At 36.6% G+C, this 14795-nt stretch carries 13 protein-coding genes and 1 pseudogene; 10 read left to right on the top strand and 4 right to left on the bottom strand.

The window, feature by feature from the left end; translation table 11 throughout:
- Window positions 1-198: 198 nt before the first annotated feature.
- The 4 genes from H5084_RS16090 (at window position 199) to H5084_RS16075 (ending at window position 4700) form a co-directional block, all read left to right on the top strand.
- Complete coding sequence (locus H5084_RS16090; RefSeq protein ID WP_182691477.1) at window positions 199-591, top strand: hypothetical protein; 393 nt, start codon at window positions 199-201, stop codon at window positions 589-591.
- A 167-nt stretch (window positions 592-758) separates the two neighbouring features.
- Complete coding sequence (locus H5084_RS16085) at window positions 759-1670, top strand: MoxR family ATPase (RefSeq protein ID WP_182691475.1); 912 nt, start codon at window positions 759-761, stop codon at window positions 1668-1670.
- A 59-nt stretch (window positions 1671-1729) separates the two neighbouring features.
- Window positions 1730-2635, top strand: coding sequence for a DUF58 domain-containing protein (locus tag H5084_RS16080; RefSeq protein ID WP_182691473.1), 906 nt, complete (start codon window positions 1730-1732; stop codon window positions 2633-2635).
- On the top strand, window positions 2628-4700 hold the full coding sequence (locus H5084_RS16075; protein WP_182691472.1) for a DUF3488 and transglutaminase-like domain-containing protein: 2073 nt from the start codon (window positions 2628-2630) through the stop codon (window positions 4698-4700). Before H5084_RS16080 ends, H5084_RS16075 begins: the two co-directional genes overlap by 8 nt.
- Before the next feature lie 177 nt (window positions 4701-4877).
- Here the strand turns inward: H5084_RS16075 and H5084_RS16070 are convergent, their stop codons facing one another.
- The gene (locus tag H5084_RS16070) at window positions 4878-6437 is read right to left on the bottom strand and encodes a methyl-accepting chemotaxis protein (RefSeq protein ID WP_182691470.1); all 1560 of its coding nucleotides are present in this window, start codon (window positions 6435-6437) and stop codon (window positions 4878-4880) included.
- A 688-nt stretch (window positions 6438-7125) separates the two neighbouring features.
- Between H5084_RS16070 and H5084_RS16065 the strand changes: the two genes are divergently transcribed.
- From H5084_RS16065 to H5084_RS16040, 6 genes are all read left to right on the top strand, one after another.
- On the top strand, window positions 7126-7749 hold the full coding sequence (locus H5084_RS16065; protein ID WP_182691468.1) for a bifunctional 2-polyprenyl-6-hydroxyphenol methylase/3-demethylubiquinol 3-O-methyltransferase UbiG: 624 nt from the start codon (window positions 7126-7128) through the stop codon (window positions 7747-7749).
- Entirely contained in the window at window positions 7749-8891 is a 1143-nt protein-coding gene (locus H5084_RS16060; RefSeq protein WP_182691466.1) for an HNH endonuclease, read from the top strand. Before H5084_RS16065 ends, H5084_RS16060 begins: the two co-directional genes overlap by 1 nt.
- Window positions 8892-8913: 22 nt before the next feature.
- A complete protein-coding gene (locus tag H5084_RS16055; RefSeq protein ID WP_182691464.1) occupies window positions 8914-9540 on the top strand; it encodes a hypothetical protein in 627 nt (208 codons plus the stop codon).
- Between the two features lie 87 nt (window positions 9541-9627).
- On the top strand, window positions 9628-10812 hold the full coding sequence (locus tag H5084_RS16050; protein WP_182691462.1) for an SIR2 family protein: 1185 nt from the start codon (window positions 9628-9630) through the stop codon (window positions 10810-10812).
- A complete protein-coding gene (locus H5084_RS16045) occupies window positions 10802-12586 on the top strand; it encodes an ATP-binding protein (RefSeq protein ID WP_182691460.1) in 1785 nt (594 codons plus the stop codon). The genes H5084_RS16050 and H5084_RS16045 overlap by 11 nt, the downstream gene beginning before the upstream one ends.
- Before the next feature lie 12 nt (window positions 12587-12598).
- Entirely contained in the window at window positions 12599-12805 is a 207-nt protein-coding gene (locus tag H5084_RS16040) for a KTSC domain-containing protein (RefSeq protein WP_182691458.1), read from the top strand.
- A gap of 361 nt (window positions 12806-13166) precedes the next feature.
- On the opposite strand, the gene rplQ is transcribed toward H5084_RS16040, so the two are convergent.
- From rplQ to rpsD, 3 genes and pseudogenes are all read right to left on the bottom strand, one after another.
- On the bottom strand, window positions 13167-13544 hold the full coding sequence (gene rplQ, locus H5084_RS16035) for a 50S ribosomal protein L17 (protein WP_028868832.1): 378 nt from the start codon (window positions 13542-13544) through the stop codon (window positions 13167-13169).
- 35 nt (window positions 13545-13579) lie between these two features.
- On the bottom strand, window positions 13580-14566 hold the full coding sequence (locus H5084_RS16030; RefSeq protein ID WP_028868833.1) for a DNA-directed RNA polymerase subunit alpha: 987 nt from the start codon (window positions 14564-14566) through the stop codon (window positions 13580-13582).
- A 25-nt stretch (window positions 14567-14591) separates the two neighbouring features.
- Window positions 14592-14795, bottom strand: a pseudogene (gene rpsD / locus H5084_RS16025) (30S ribosomal protein S4); the annotation flags it as partial.

Genomic DNA, 14795 nt, shown 5'->3' with positions numbered 1-14795 from the left:
ACGAGCTAAAACACCAAACCAAAGTCATTAAAGTACAAGATAACTTGTTCACAGCAAAAACTTTGCACGTCCATGCGAAGCATTTAAAACCAGCTTATACTAAATTGACTAAACCAAAAAAGTCAGCACAATTAAATATTAAATTTACCCATCTATGTATGTTAAGTCTCAATTCGATGACCGCTAAGGATAATCAGAATGAAAACTAAACCAGACACACTAACTGAAAAATTAAGACTAAGCATTGTGCGCACTAAAGTACAAACCATGTGTAAACAAAAATATCACAAAGAACAGAACGACCGCAATGGGTACGATGTAACAGCATCCTGCGTTGCCATTGCAGACTACGAAAGCCTTGCATTACACATTGAGAGCAACACCGCAGAAGAGTTTTTAAACGTTTTAGCTGAAAAAAGTGAATATGCACAACAACATTGCGCCTTTCCGGGGGAATTTAACGGAGGTAAAGCAACCTACGGCAGTTTACAAAGCGATCTCCAATATTGGTATGAGCATAAACTGATCAATTACTCTTTCATTGATTTACTAATAAGAGCTTGCTACCAGCGTTTTTTTACAGGCTTTTAAAAAATAAAATAAAGCTCTGAGTTAAGCCCCATGATCCATCACCTTATTAAGAAAATAAACGAGTTAGAAGCCTTATTATACGGCTTAAAGCGATAACAAGCGTGTGTTGTAAGCTAATTTAAACTATCATCAAAGGGGTAGTTTAATCAGTGAGGAAATAACTGACAATGCATAATAAAATCGCCAAAATATTAGAACAATTAAATGCCGTTTTATTAGGTAAAGAGCAGCAAACTAAATTAGCCTTAGTCTGCTTACTTGCCGATGGCCACTTACTCATTGAAGATTTACCGGGCATGGGCAAAACAACACTGGCTGGTGCGTTAGCTAAAACATTAGGTTTAGATTATCAACGTGTGCAATTTACCAGTGACATGCTGCCTGCTGATATTTTAGGTGTGTCAATTTTTGACAAACAACTTCAACAGTTTAATTTTCATCAAGGGCCTGTTTTTACACAAGTATTATTAGCCGATGAAATAAACCGAGCCAGCCCTAAAACACAAAGTGCATTGTTAGAGGCGATGGAAGAGCGCAAAGTGTCCATTGATAAACACAGCTACTCATTAGGACAGCCATTTTTTGTTATCGCCACGCAAAACCCGCAAGATCAAGCCGGAACGTTTCCACTACCAGAATCGCAATTAGACCGTTTTATGATGCGCATCGAGCTAGGTTTCCCAAATAAAGATGCCGAATTAGCCATGCTTAAAGAACAAACAGCATCAACATTAATTAACGCCGTTATCGATAGTCAGCAATTACAAACCATGCAAGCAGCGGTAAAGCGAGTACAAGCGAGTGATGTTTTACTCAATTATCTCATTCGCTTAGTGAATGAAAGCCGCTATGCCGCCGAGTATACGAATGCGCTATCACCACGTTGCTCAAAATCGTTATTAAATGCCGCAAAAGCGATGGCCTTTATCGAACAACGGGATTACGTAGTACCTGAAGATATTCAAGCCGTTTTTGCAGCGGTGACCGATCATCGATTAAACGGAGTACATGGCGTCAAGCAAGGTAGCCAAGCATTAAGTCAAACCTTACTTAATAGTGTTGACCCGCTACAACCATGATCTTCTTTAAGTTGAAGGCATTAAAAGAAAAATACTTCGAGCGATGGCTTAGCAAACGTATGCCGACGGTAGAACAAATCACCCTTAATCGCAGCAATACATTTATTTTTCCATCACGTTTTGGCGGCATGTTATTAGCGACTTGCATAGTCATGTTTTTGATTGGCACCAATTATCAAAATAACTTAATTTTATTGCTAGTATTCTTCCTATTGAGTTTTATGGTTACCTGCTTATTGTTCAGCTATCAAAACTTATCTGGCTTAAACCTAACCGCTGTTGACTGTGAAGATCAATTCGCCGACCAAGCATTAATCTTCCGTTTACGTGTCAATGCTAAAAAAGGTGACGCCCAACAAACACAGTATTTCTTTAAAAACAGCACCTCAAATATCAACAGCGTGGTTGACCAACAAAGTGTTCAATTATTTGCAAAAAGCACACAACGTGGCTGGTTTAAACCGGGCCGAGTGACAGTTCAATCTTATTATCCCTTTGGCCTGTTTAAAGTGTGGACGTATTTAGATTTTGGATTTTCTTGCTTGCTTTATCCTGCACCCCTTGAGAATAAGTTACAGAGTATTACCTTAAGGGGAAAAGAGACCGCATTAGGCGGGCATCAAAAGAAAGTTGGCTTTGATACGTTTAGTCATTTAAAACCATTTCAACAGGGCGAATCTTTAAAGTCCATTGCTTGGAAACAAGTTGCACAAGGTAAAGGCTTTTTTACTAAGCAGTTTGAACAAGAAATTGGCGGAGATGTCTATTTATCGTTATCCGCTTTAAACGGAGGCAGCCTAGAAGATAAACTAGCAATGTTGACTTACCAAGTTATCAACTATCAGCAACAAGGTGTTCGTTATGGCCTAGACCTTGATAAAGTGGTCATAAAAGTTGATACGGGAGCTCGCCATCAAACCATGTGCTTACGTGCCATTGCCCTATATGGACTAAACAATGCTTGAGTTTTTAACCCGCCAAAGCTTATCGCTTATCCTGTTAAGTTATGCCTTGATCATGGTGTTATTAACGGATCAATTACACAGTGTCATGATCGTTTTTGGTATTTTGTGTGCGTTATGGCGAGTGGCTGTTTTTACTGGACGTGTCGCGCTATTAAACAAACTAATGACGAATATTTTTACCCTTATTTGCAGTGCGTTGGTGATAACGTTGGTCTACCAACAGGGCATGCTAAGTATCCTAGTACACCTTGTCGTATTAGGTTTTAGTTTAAAGTTTCTTGAACTTAAATCAGTGCGAGACGTACACTTTTTTGTCAATACCGGATTTGTTTTAGTCGCGCTGTTTCTAGTGTTTAATCAAAGCATGCTGATGGCGGGAATCGCAATGGTCAGTACACTCCTGCTATTAACTATTCTGTTATCACTCCACGGCAAAGCCTTAGCAAATTATCAACAATTTAAGTTACTGAGCAAAATGGTATTACTCAGTGTCCCTCTGGCTGTCGTGTTATTCATCGTATTACCCAGACTCCCTTCAATGTGGAAAATGCCACTGCAAAACAAAGCAACCACAGGGTTAAGTGACAGCGTCAGCCCCGGTAGTATTGCAGAGCTAAGCCAATCTTCTGAACTTGCCTTTCGAGCCAGTTTTGACGGTAAAATACCAGCAGCAGCAACGCGTTATTGGCGGGTTCTAACCTTAGATCAATTTGATGGCAAAACTTGGACTCAAAGCTCGCAGCTTAAGTACCAAGAAGAACAGGTGAAAATCGGCAAAGGGCCAATCTTTAATCGCGGCAGCTTACAATATCAGAGTGCAAGTACTCGCAAGCAATCAGTTCCGGCCAAAGAAAACAGCTATCAGATAATAATAGAGCCGCATTACAAACACTATTTACCAAGCTTAGATTTTACCAAGGCAACAGCAGGGCGTATTTTATTAAGTGACTATAGTTTGCGGACGTTAAAGCCAGTGTTTAAACGTCAAGCCTTTAGCATCGATCAATTTAACCAAGTTGAGCGCTCACTTCTGTCACCCCAATCCCTTAAACAATTTCTACAATTGCCCTCCGGCGGTAATCCAAAAACAAAAGCTTGGATAGCGACACAACAAGCATCGGGATTAGATAGCTACAGTATATTAGAGCAATTATTAGCAAAATTTAACCAAGAAAACTTTCGTTATACGCTACAGCCAGCCCTATTAGGCGAGCAGCAAATTGATGATTTTCTGTTTTCTTCACAGGCAGGGTTCTGCGTGCATTATGCCAGTACCTACTTGTATATTGCCAGAGCATTAAATGTGCCTGCACGCATGGTCACCGGATATCTAGGCGGTGAATTGGACAGCGATAGCGAATTCTTAAGCGTGCGGCAGTACGACGCCCATGCATGGGTTGAAATATGGAAGAATCAACAATGGCAACGTGTTGACCCCACCGCTTATGTCGCGCCCGAGCGAGTAGAGCAGGGCATCATGCAAGGGTTGGACGACCAAAGTGAATTTTTATCGGGACAATATTTATCAATACACCGTTGGCAAGCGAATCCATTCCTTAACCAACTAAGAAATACCTTTGCCAAAGCCGATTACCTGTGGGCAGTGTGGGTGATAAATTATGATAATGAAAAGCAATTTAAATTATTACAAAACTTAATCAAAGGGGTACCTTGGTTAAATCTATCAATTTTAATCCTGTTATTACTGCTGTCAGCGGCCAGTAGTTTAATACTCTGGGTATTCAAACCATGGCAATCAGAAAAAGTATCGACTGAAGATCGCCTATTCAACAAACTCTATCAAAAAAGCACACAACAGCATTTAGCAAGAGAAAAAGGCCAAACCATTGCGGACTATTGCCACGCACTCAGTCAATTAAAAGCAGCAGAACCACAGCTGCTAATAGACTTTGCCAAGCTGTATAACCAAATAAAATTCAAACCAAGTTTATCCGCAACACAACGTAAAACCTTACTAGCGGAGTTGGCTGAGTTGCAGAAAAAAATAAATAGGCAGTTTAGAAAATCACTAGATTTTCATAAAAACAGGAATGGAAGCGAATAGGGATAAATACCAGTGAGAGGGTAAAAGAAATGGATGTTAGTGCCTTGAGATTGTCATGTTGATAGCTCGAGGCACTAATATTGATAGCTTAGAATAGTCTTACTGAAAGGCTATAGTTGGACACACTGTTGAGCATTATCGAACTATAACCCTGTTAAATTTTCTACAATTTACACACTATATTTTAAAAGAACCTACATGTTTATCTAACGTCTGAGCTAGTTCAGTCAAACTTCGACTAGTGACTTCTAATGCTTGGCTAGCACTTGCCCCTTCAACAATTGAATTATTAACAGTATCCATATTGATATTGATTTCGTTTGAAACACTTGATTGCTCTTCAGTTGCAGTTGCTACTTGAGTATTTAAATCTAAAATAGCGATCACTTGATTCGATATTCTAACCAGAGCTTGCTGCGCTTCAGAAGTTGCTTTTGAACCTTCATTCGTTAAAGACTTGCTTATTCCCATCGCCTCTACTGCACTTTTAGCTTCATTTTGCAGCTGGTCAATCATCTTCTGAATTTCACCCGTTGACTTCGCTGTTTTAGTTGCTAGGTTTCTTACTTCATCTGCTACTACTGCAAAGCCTCTTCCTGCTTCACCTGCTCGAGCTGCTTCGATTGCTGCATTTAAAGCAAGTAAATTAGTTTGCTCAGAAATCCCATTAATCACCTCAAGAATAGAACCTATAGATTGAGTTCTATCCGCTAATGAAGTAATAACTTGAGAAGTATTGTTTATTTCTTCAGATAAATTATGAATAGTCCCCGCAGCTTCTTTCAATATCTTATTACCTTGCTGCGTTTCTTTATTCACATCTTTAGCAGCGTCGGCTGCATCTGACGCATTTGATGAAATTTCATTGATTGTAGCGATCATTTCGTTCATTGAAGTAACAACTAAAATCGATTGCTCACTTTGTTGTTCACCTCGAGAAAGTGAACTTAATGCTTGATTCCTAACCTCTGTTGCTGAGTCCCCCAATTGCAAGCCGGTCTTAACAACTTGAGTAATGATTTCATTAATACTGCTAGCAAACGCGTTGAAAGCGATGGATATATTTGCAATTTCATCATTACCTTTAATAGGTAGCCTAACAGTAAGATCACCATCACCTTTAGATATATCCTCTAACGCAAGTTGTAACCCAGCAAGCGGTTTGAAAAGGCGATTCATTATCCAAATCAGGATGCAAATACAAATGATAAATATCCCTGAAATTGTAACTAACTGCGTCATTAATATATCAGCAGCCGCTTTGCTTACTTCTGTAATTGGGATGCCGATATCTACCGTTCCATAAAGTGCACCGTTTACATATATAGGTGACATAATGTCATAAACCCATACTTTTTGTACGTCCGCATACCATTTTGAGTATTGCGAAACCCCTTCAGTTGCTCCTTTTACGGTATAGCTGTCATCATAAACTTTATTGAGCTTTGCTTCATCACTATGAGCAATGGCTTTCACTTGCTTATTAATGACAATCGCATAGGTAATATCAGGTCGACTTTTAAGGGACGTCACTAAGCTTTGTAAATCAACTTCTGGTTGTGATGATTTTTCGAGAACATATTCAACATTCTTAACCAATAAAGAAGCTTGTTGTTGCGATTTTTTTAAAATGATTTTATCTATCTCTTGATTCGAGATATAAGACGTTGAAGCAATGCTAGTGATTGCAGCAATCACGAACATGGCAAAAACCACTATTAGTATTGTTTTTTTCATTGAGGCTATTCCTGATGTTATTAACTGTTTTCAACTAGTGATTCAACCTATTGAACCTTTTCATTAGACATAAATATTCTAATAGATTACTAGGATTTAACTTAGTCGTATTTAATTGTTTACTTTCTATATTAGATTATTGTTTTGAATGCCTTATCTTCCTAAAGCAAGAAAGAGAGTAGTGCAGATTAAAGATAAGTATAGGAATAATAATTAAAAAGATTACTCTTTTTATAGGTTGTGATTTCAGCCGTAATTTTTAAGCTTTACTTGTGTTGAACAGTACTGGTTGTATTGTCTTATAATATTAATAGGTAGTTTAAAAAATCTCCAAATTTGCATCAGAATTGAATTAAAAGGAATAAAGGCTAAAAGCACATGAACTTAAGTAATTTGTTTGCTTTTAGCGCATAAATTCAAAGTAAAAGAGATGTGAACCGATTTTCTGAATTATTATTAATTTATTCAGCCTGTTAACGTTTTAAATATCACTTTTTTGTGATAAAATTAATTAAATGTATGTAACTTATCTATTTGAATTAAAGCGCGTTCCATCAATCTATTCCCTTTTTAGATATTAAAGCTTTTAAACAAGGTAGGTCACTCAGTTAACGCACTCTATTTTGCTTCTTAGGTATAAGTTGTACCTAAAAGACAAGCATAAGATCAATTTCAATTAGGTAAGTCGATGTCTGAAAGCTTTTACAATAAAAATGCAGAGCAATTAGCAGAATTGTATTTATCTAAAACGTTCGAACAAGTACATCAGTCGTGGCTCAGCTATTTAACACCGGTATTAAACACAAAAGATGCGCGTATTTTAGATTTAGGTGCTGGTGCAGGCCGTGATAGTAAATATATGGCAGAACAAGGCGCCAAGAATAATGTATCAATCACCGCGATTGAGCCTGCCCTAACACTCGCCCAATTAGGCAAGCATCAAACTCAAGATTTAAACGTCCGTTGGTTACAAGATTCACTCCCCGATTTACATGCCGTGACCAAGCAAGAAGTCAGCTTTGATTTAATTCTACTCAGTGCAGTGTGGATGCACATTCCTGACTCACAACGAGCACGTTCATTACGTAAACTCGCTAACCTACTAAAACCCGGTGGCAAACTCGTTATCTCATTGCGTCACGGCCCCAGTGGTGATGAACGTAATATGTTTGACGTGTGCAGCGACCAGTTACAGCACATGAGCAAAGAGTTTGGATTATCTCCATCATTAGTCACTGACAAAAATGCAGATGTTATTGGACGAGAGTCAGTAACATGGCAAACGGTAGTGCTTATTAAGGAAACCAATTAATGGCGGTAAAATATTACATTGATAAATTTCAATCAATTAGAGCCGATCGTTCTAATGGTCATGTTAAGCCTCATAAAATTTGCTTACTTTTTGCTGTTATTGATCTTATTGAACAGGGGGTTATTACCCAAAACCAAATTATCTTTAATGAACAATTAAAAGCATCTTTTACTTCCTACTTTGAACCACTTAAACAGGGAAATGATAAAGATACGCCGCATTTGCCTTTTTATCATTTACAAAGCAGTAATTTCTGGCACTTAGATATTAAACCTGAATACCAAAAAGAATTTGATGAACTGAAATCTGTAAGCAATGCAACTATGTTGCATTTTGTCAATTTTGCATATATTGATGATGAGCTTTTTGATTACCTCAAAAGCTCAATAACCAGAGATGTATTGAAAGACGCCTTAACTCACAACTTAGGTGACTTAGAAACACAGTATATGCGCTGGGCTTCATCTATTGGTAAGTCTGATAAAACCATAAAAAATTATATCGGAGCATTAAAAGGTTCAATTCCAAATTGGCTTAAAGGCAGTGGTTTAGCGACAGGAAGCTTAATGTCTATCAGTTCACATGTAACTTATAGCCAAGTGACAGAAAAAATAATGCAAGTAGAAGAATTTAAAGCTAAGAATAAAAAAGGCAATGGTATGTATAGTGCAGCCATTAAATCCTATTCTGCCTTCTTAGATAATATTACTCAAACTACTCTTAATAATGATTTAGAAACGATCATTAAAGATGAGGCTACAACAGCCACGGATAAAGCAACGTTAGTGAAAACTCGTTTAGGGCAAGGAAGGTTTAGAACTGATCTGATTAATTATTGGCATGGCTGCGCTTTAACAGGTTATAGGAATACTGATTTTTTAATTGCGTCGCATATACGCCCTTGGTCTGTCTCAAATGATAAAGAAAGATTAGATCCTAACAATGGTATTTTATTACTAGCCAATATCGATAAAGCATTTGATGGTGGTTATATCACTTTTAACGATAAAGGTAAGGTGCTTATTTCTAGCTCTCTCGATGATCATAAAGTATTGGGTATTGGCGAGAACATGGCAATATCATTAAACAATGAGCATCAAAACTATCTTGCTTATCATCGAGAAGTGATTTTTAAAAATTAATACTTAATAAAGGTTTTTTATCTTGGACAATTTAATAAATAAAATAATAGAGCTAATCGATAGTGGCAATTATTTCTTAGTTATTTTAGTCGTTATTGGGGCGATTATATTTAACTCTCGAGCGATTGTTGAGTTTTTTGATGAGAGGAAGAAAGCCCGAATATCTAAGTTATATGAAGCATTACAATGCGAATATTTATCCCCTCTTGCTAAGGTACATTTACAAGATGAACTCGCTACTGAGTACTTTAAGATATCTACGGGAATTAGAGTAGAAAAGCAGTTAAGAGATGCACTCATTGAAGCTCATCAAAACTTAAATGGAGAGTTACGTTTTGTTCATTTTAAACGTGCATTACCTCATATTAGTTTTATAGATCAAAAGTTGAGTATAAAGATAACAAAAATAGATGCGTTAGGTTTTCTATATAACCTTTTACTCGGAGTTATTTTAGTCATATCAAGCATTTTATCAGTTTCCGTTATTGGCTTTATTGAGATAGAAAAAATATCAACTTTGATTGAGTATATTGGGGTTATGATATTTATCGGTCTAGTTGGCTTTTTTATGCTAAGAGAGGCATTACCTGTTATTTCTGCAAATCATGTGCGAAAAGCATTAATAAACTTTAATCGTGATTTTGATTAACTAGGATGTTTGAATCAGCGCTTATTATTTCAGCTAAATAAGTTTTATATTATTAAATGGATACTAATATTCTAAATAAGGAAATTTATGACAACTACAGTACATAATCCTGATCAATATATGTATGACTTTCAACATGTATTAACCCACAGTAAAAAGAAAATTGGCATATTACTTGGTGCTGGTGCACCAGTAAGCATTAATGTTGGTACACCTGAAAAGTATTCACCTCTTATCCCTGATATTGCAGGATTGACTAAAATAGTAAAAAGTAGCTTAACAGGGGATAATTTTACTGCTTTTAATGCGATAGAAAAATCGTTAGGTAGCTGTAATATCGAATTAATTCTTTCAAGGGTAAGATCTCTTGCTGAGGTTATCGATGATGGTATTATTCATGGTTTAAATGGGTCTGGTTATGAAGAGTTATCTAAAACAATCTGTGATGAAATAAGAAAGGTAGTTAATAAATCATTACCTGATGGAGAAAATCCATATTCACATCTGATTTCTTGGATCAATGGTATCAACCGAGATTATGCAGTAGAAATTTTTACGACTAATTATGACCTCCTTCTGGAAGAAGCCATGGAAAATGCAAGGACTCCATATTTCGATGGTTTTTCTGGCTCTAAAGCTGCTTTTTTTGATCCTGCCAGTATTTCTAGTAATGACATGCCACCAAGATGGATTCGATTATGGAAGTTACATGGGTCAATCAATTGGTCTAAAAACTCTGAAAATGAAGTTATTAGAGGTGAGGGGGCCGATGATGGGACTATGGTTTACCCTTCTCATATAAAATATGATCAAACACAATCTGCACCATTTTCTTCTTTATTTGAACGATTAAAAAACTTTCTTCTTGAGCCTGACAGCTTACTACTCACGACAGGGTTTTCTTTCGCCGATGCACATATCACAGCTAAATTAGATGAATGTTTATCAGAAAATAAGTCTGCAGCAATATTTGCTTTTCAATATAAAAAATTAAGTGAAGAAGGTTATGCAACAAAAGCTGCACTTCGAAGGCCTAATATTAGTGTTTATTGTAAGGACGGTGCAGTTATCAATGGGGTTAAAGCAAACTGGAAAATTGGTGATGAACCTAGCAAAAACTGGGCTGTAATTAGAAAAGAATATTGGAGCAAAGATGAATTTCATTTAGGCGATTTTGTGAAATTTTCAAAATTTTTAGCGAATTCAGGTGGTGGGAAGTGTCTTACAGATATAATAATACCATTTGTAGAGGGCACTGAAAATGAATCATAATCCTACTTATTTAGGAAAAATAACATCAGTCTCTGGTGCATCTGTAAATGTTGAATTAACTCAACAAGTTCGATCCGGTTTACTCATAATTGAAGGGAAAACGCATAGAATTGGTCAAGTTGGTAGTTTTATACGCATACCTCAAGGGTATAATAGCTTGTTTGGTGTGATATCTGAAACAATTGAAACCTCTGTTAATTATGAAGAATTAGGAAATGAAAAAAGAGTAATAAAAGTAGAGCTTGTAGGAGAGTCTATAGGCTATGATTTTGAAAGGGGTATAAGTCAGTTTCCATCAATCTCGGAAGAGGTTCATTTAGTTACTGAAGACGATCTTAAAAAAATTTATGGGGAAAAAAGCAATGGGCAGATAATTATTGGAAAATTATCTAGTTCTGACAGTATTAATGTAAGTGTTGATTTAGATAGTTTGGTAAGCAGGCATTCAGCTGTTCTTGGATCAACAGGGTCTGGGAAATCAACAAGTGTAGCTAGTCTTATTCGGTCAATAGTTACTTCACATGATAGTAAAGTGATAATGCCTTCAGCTCGTATTGTCTTATTCGATATACATGGAGAGTATGCTTCAGCACTTGGAGATATCTCTAATGTTTTTTCTATTACACCTACTGGAAAAGAAGATAATTTTTATATCCCTTATTGGTGTGTGTCTCCTTACAGCTTATGCAACTTTCTTTGTGGTCAAAATGAAAGTCTTAGTAATAAATTTATGGAGTTAGTCCTTAAAGATAAAAGGGACTATGCAAAAACACACATAGAGTTAAATATTGATCCAGTGAAAGTAACTGCAATGACTCCTTTACCATTTCGTCTTAGAAAAATTTGGTATGAACTAGTTCACTATGACAATGTTAATTACAATGAAAAAGAAAAAATAAATCCTTCTTATTCTGATAAAGGAAATAGTGAAGATCTCATTGCTCCAATATTTAACCCGCCTGGAGCGTCAAGTAACCCTCCTCACAAAGGTGGTAATCAAGTCTGGCGGAAACAATTAGAACAGATGCGTTCAATACTTTTAGATAGCCAATATTCCTTTTTACTAATTCCCGGCGATTGGAATCCTGATGTAAATAATGAAATCAAAAAAGACTTACCAGAGCTAATTAGTACTTGGTTAAGTAATGGTAAACCAATTTGTATTTTAGATTTATCTGGAATGCCATCTTCTCGTTTAGAGTTATTACTTGGTTCTGTTATTGAAGTCTTATTTGAATCAGCTATATGGGGACGTTATTTAGATGAGGGGATGAATGAAAAACCCTTATTACTTATTATGGAAGAAGCACATCGTTATCTTTCTAATGAAAATAATGGATTAGCAAAAGATATGGTTCGGAGAATCGCTAAAGAAGGTCGAAAATTTGGTGTTGGTTCAATGCTAATAAGTCAGAGGCCTTCAGAAATCGATGAAACAATTTTATCTCAATGTGGAACTCTATTTTCGTTAAGAATAAATAATGCGACCGATAGAGCAAGAGTTAAATCAGCTATGGCTGATGGCCTATCTGGAATTATCGACGCTTTACCTATTTTAAGAACAGGGGAAGCAATTGTTACTGGAGAAGCGGCTAAATTGCCTATGAGATTTAAATTTAAAATACCACAAGAAGGTCAATTCCCTGATAGTAAAGATCCTAAAGTAGCAGATAGCTGGTCTAAGGAATATCAGAAATCAGACTTTAAATCATTAGTTAATTGCTGGCGTTTGCAAGATGTAAAGCCGAAACCAATAATAATAAAAATAATATAAGGAATAAAGTTAATGGAAAGAATATCAGTCGACTCAAGTAATCTTGTTTCAGTTGGATATAACGAAGAAACATGCACTCTTGAAATTGAATTTAACAGCGGGCTTTATCAATATTTTGACGTACCGTCTTACATTCATGAAGAACTAATGAACTCCGGTTCAAAAGGTTCATATTTAAATACAAATGTTAAGAATACATATCAATATGAAAAAATTTAAAATACAGGACCAAAGCATGTTCAAAATATTCATATAGATATTACTATACTGTTGTATTTACTGGCAGATTATATTTTTAATATAACCTGTCAGTTGATCTACAAAGTGTACTTTATATTTTAAAAGAGCCTACATGTTTATCTAATGCTAGAAGTACGGGACACTTAATGGTTTTTACTCTACAGAATCAGAGTTTAAAGACATTGTTCTTCATGAAGATGATTGCGAAAATATGCGCATTGTTGGCGAGTTTGTTACCGTGTTAGAAGAATAATTATTTAATGATATAGCCTAAGTACTCAATAATGAAATACAAAAAAGCCGAACATAAGTTCGGCTTTTTTTATGCGACTAAATAAGATTACTCTTCTTCAGCAACAACTGGACGGTCAACGAACTGGATATAAGCCATTGGAGCTTTATCGCCAGTACGGAAACCACATTTAATGATACTAGTGTATCCACCAGGACGAGTCGCGTAGCGAGGACCTAGTTCATTAAACAATTTTGCTACTGTTGCATCATCACGAAGACGAGCAAACGCTAAACGACGGTTAGCAACGCTATCCACTTTAGCTAATGTAATTAATGGCTCAATTACACGACGCAATTCCTTTGCTTTAGGCACGGTAGTTTTAATAACTTCATGCGTAGCAATCGAGATTGCCATATTACGAAACATAGCCTGACGGTGGCTGCTGTTTCGGTTAAGTTGACGTCCACTTTGACGATGGCGCATAACCTAATCCTTATTATTCGTGAATCGGTTTTAGACTAATCTTCAATTAAACTTGCTGGTGGCCAATCTTCTAAGCGCATGCCTAGAGATAATCCACGAGAAGCAAGTACATCTTTGATTTCAGTTAGAGACTTCTTACCTAAATTAGGCGTTTTTAGAAGTGCAACTTCAGTACATTGTACTAGGTCACCGATATAATGAATCGACTCTGCTTTCAAACAATTAGCAGAACGAACAGTGAGTTCTAAATCATCTACTGGGCGTAAAAGAATTGGATCAAATGCAGGTTTTTCTTCTTCAACTGGAAGTTGTACTTTTGTTCGTAAATCAACAAATGCGTCTAATTGCTCAGCTAAAATTGTAGCTGCACGACGAATTGCTTCTTCAGGCTCTAAAGTACCATCTGTTTCCATATCGATAATAAGCTTGTCTAAATCGGTACGTTGTTCAACACGCGCTGATTCAACACTGTAAGCTATACGCTCAACAGGACTGAAAGTCGCATCTACTAATAGACGACCAATTGGACGCTCATCTTCTTCGCTATGCATACGTGATGAAGCTGGAACATAACCGCGACCTGATTCAATTTTAATACGCATGCTGATTTCAGCATTGCCCGTTAAATTACAGATCACGTGTTCTGGATTGACTATTTCTACATCACCATCATGAATGATGTCGCCTGCTGTAACAGGACCAGCGCCAGATTTAGTTAAACTAACTAAAACTTCATTTTTACCTTCAAGTTTTACAGCTAGACCTTTAAGGTTAAGAAGGATCTCTAGGATATCTTCTTGTACGCCTTCTTTGGTGCTGTACTCATGTTGTACACCATCAATTTCAACTTCTGTTACTGCCGTTCCCGGCATAGATGATAACAAAATACGACGAAGAGCATTACCCAAAGTGTGGCCGAAACCACGCTCTAGTGGCTCAAGAACTACTTTAGCTCTAGTTGTCGAAATTTGTTCGATATCAACTAATCTTGGTTTTAGAAAATCAATTACAGAACCCTGCATTTATGTCCTCTCTTAAAAATTAACTTTACTTAGAGTAAAGTTCGATGATTAACTGTTCGTTAATCTCAGCAGATAAATCTGAACGTTCAGGTTGACGTTTAAATTCGCCTTCCATCTTCGTTGTATCAACTTCAACCCAAGCAAGGGCTTCACGTTGACCAGCGATTTCTAATGCAGCGCCAATACGTGATTGCTTTTTAGCTTTTTCACGAATTGCGATAACATCGCT

Origin of the sequence: Psychromonas sp. SR45-3, assembly GCF_014163575.1 — a bacterium.
Taxonomy (GTDB): Bacteria; Pseudomonadota; Gammaproteobacteria; order Enterobacterales; family Psychromonadaceae; genus Psychromonas; species Psychromonas arctica.
Note: the sequence above shows the minus strand (reverse complement) of the source record. Positions and strands in the feature narration are given on the sequence as shown.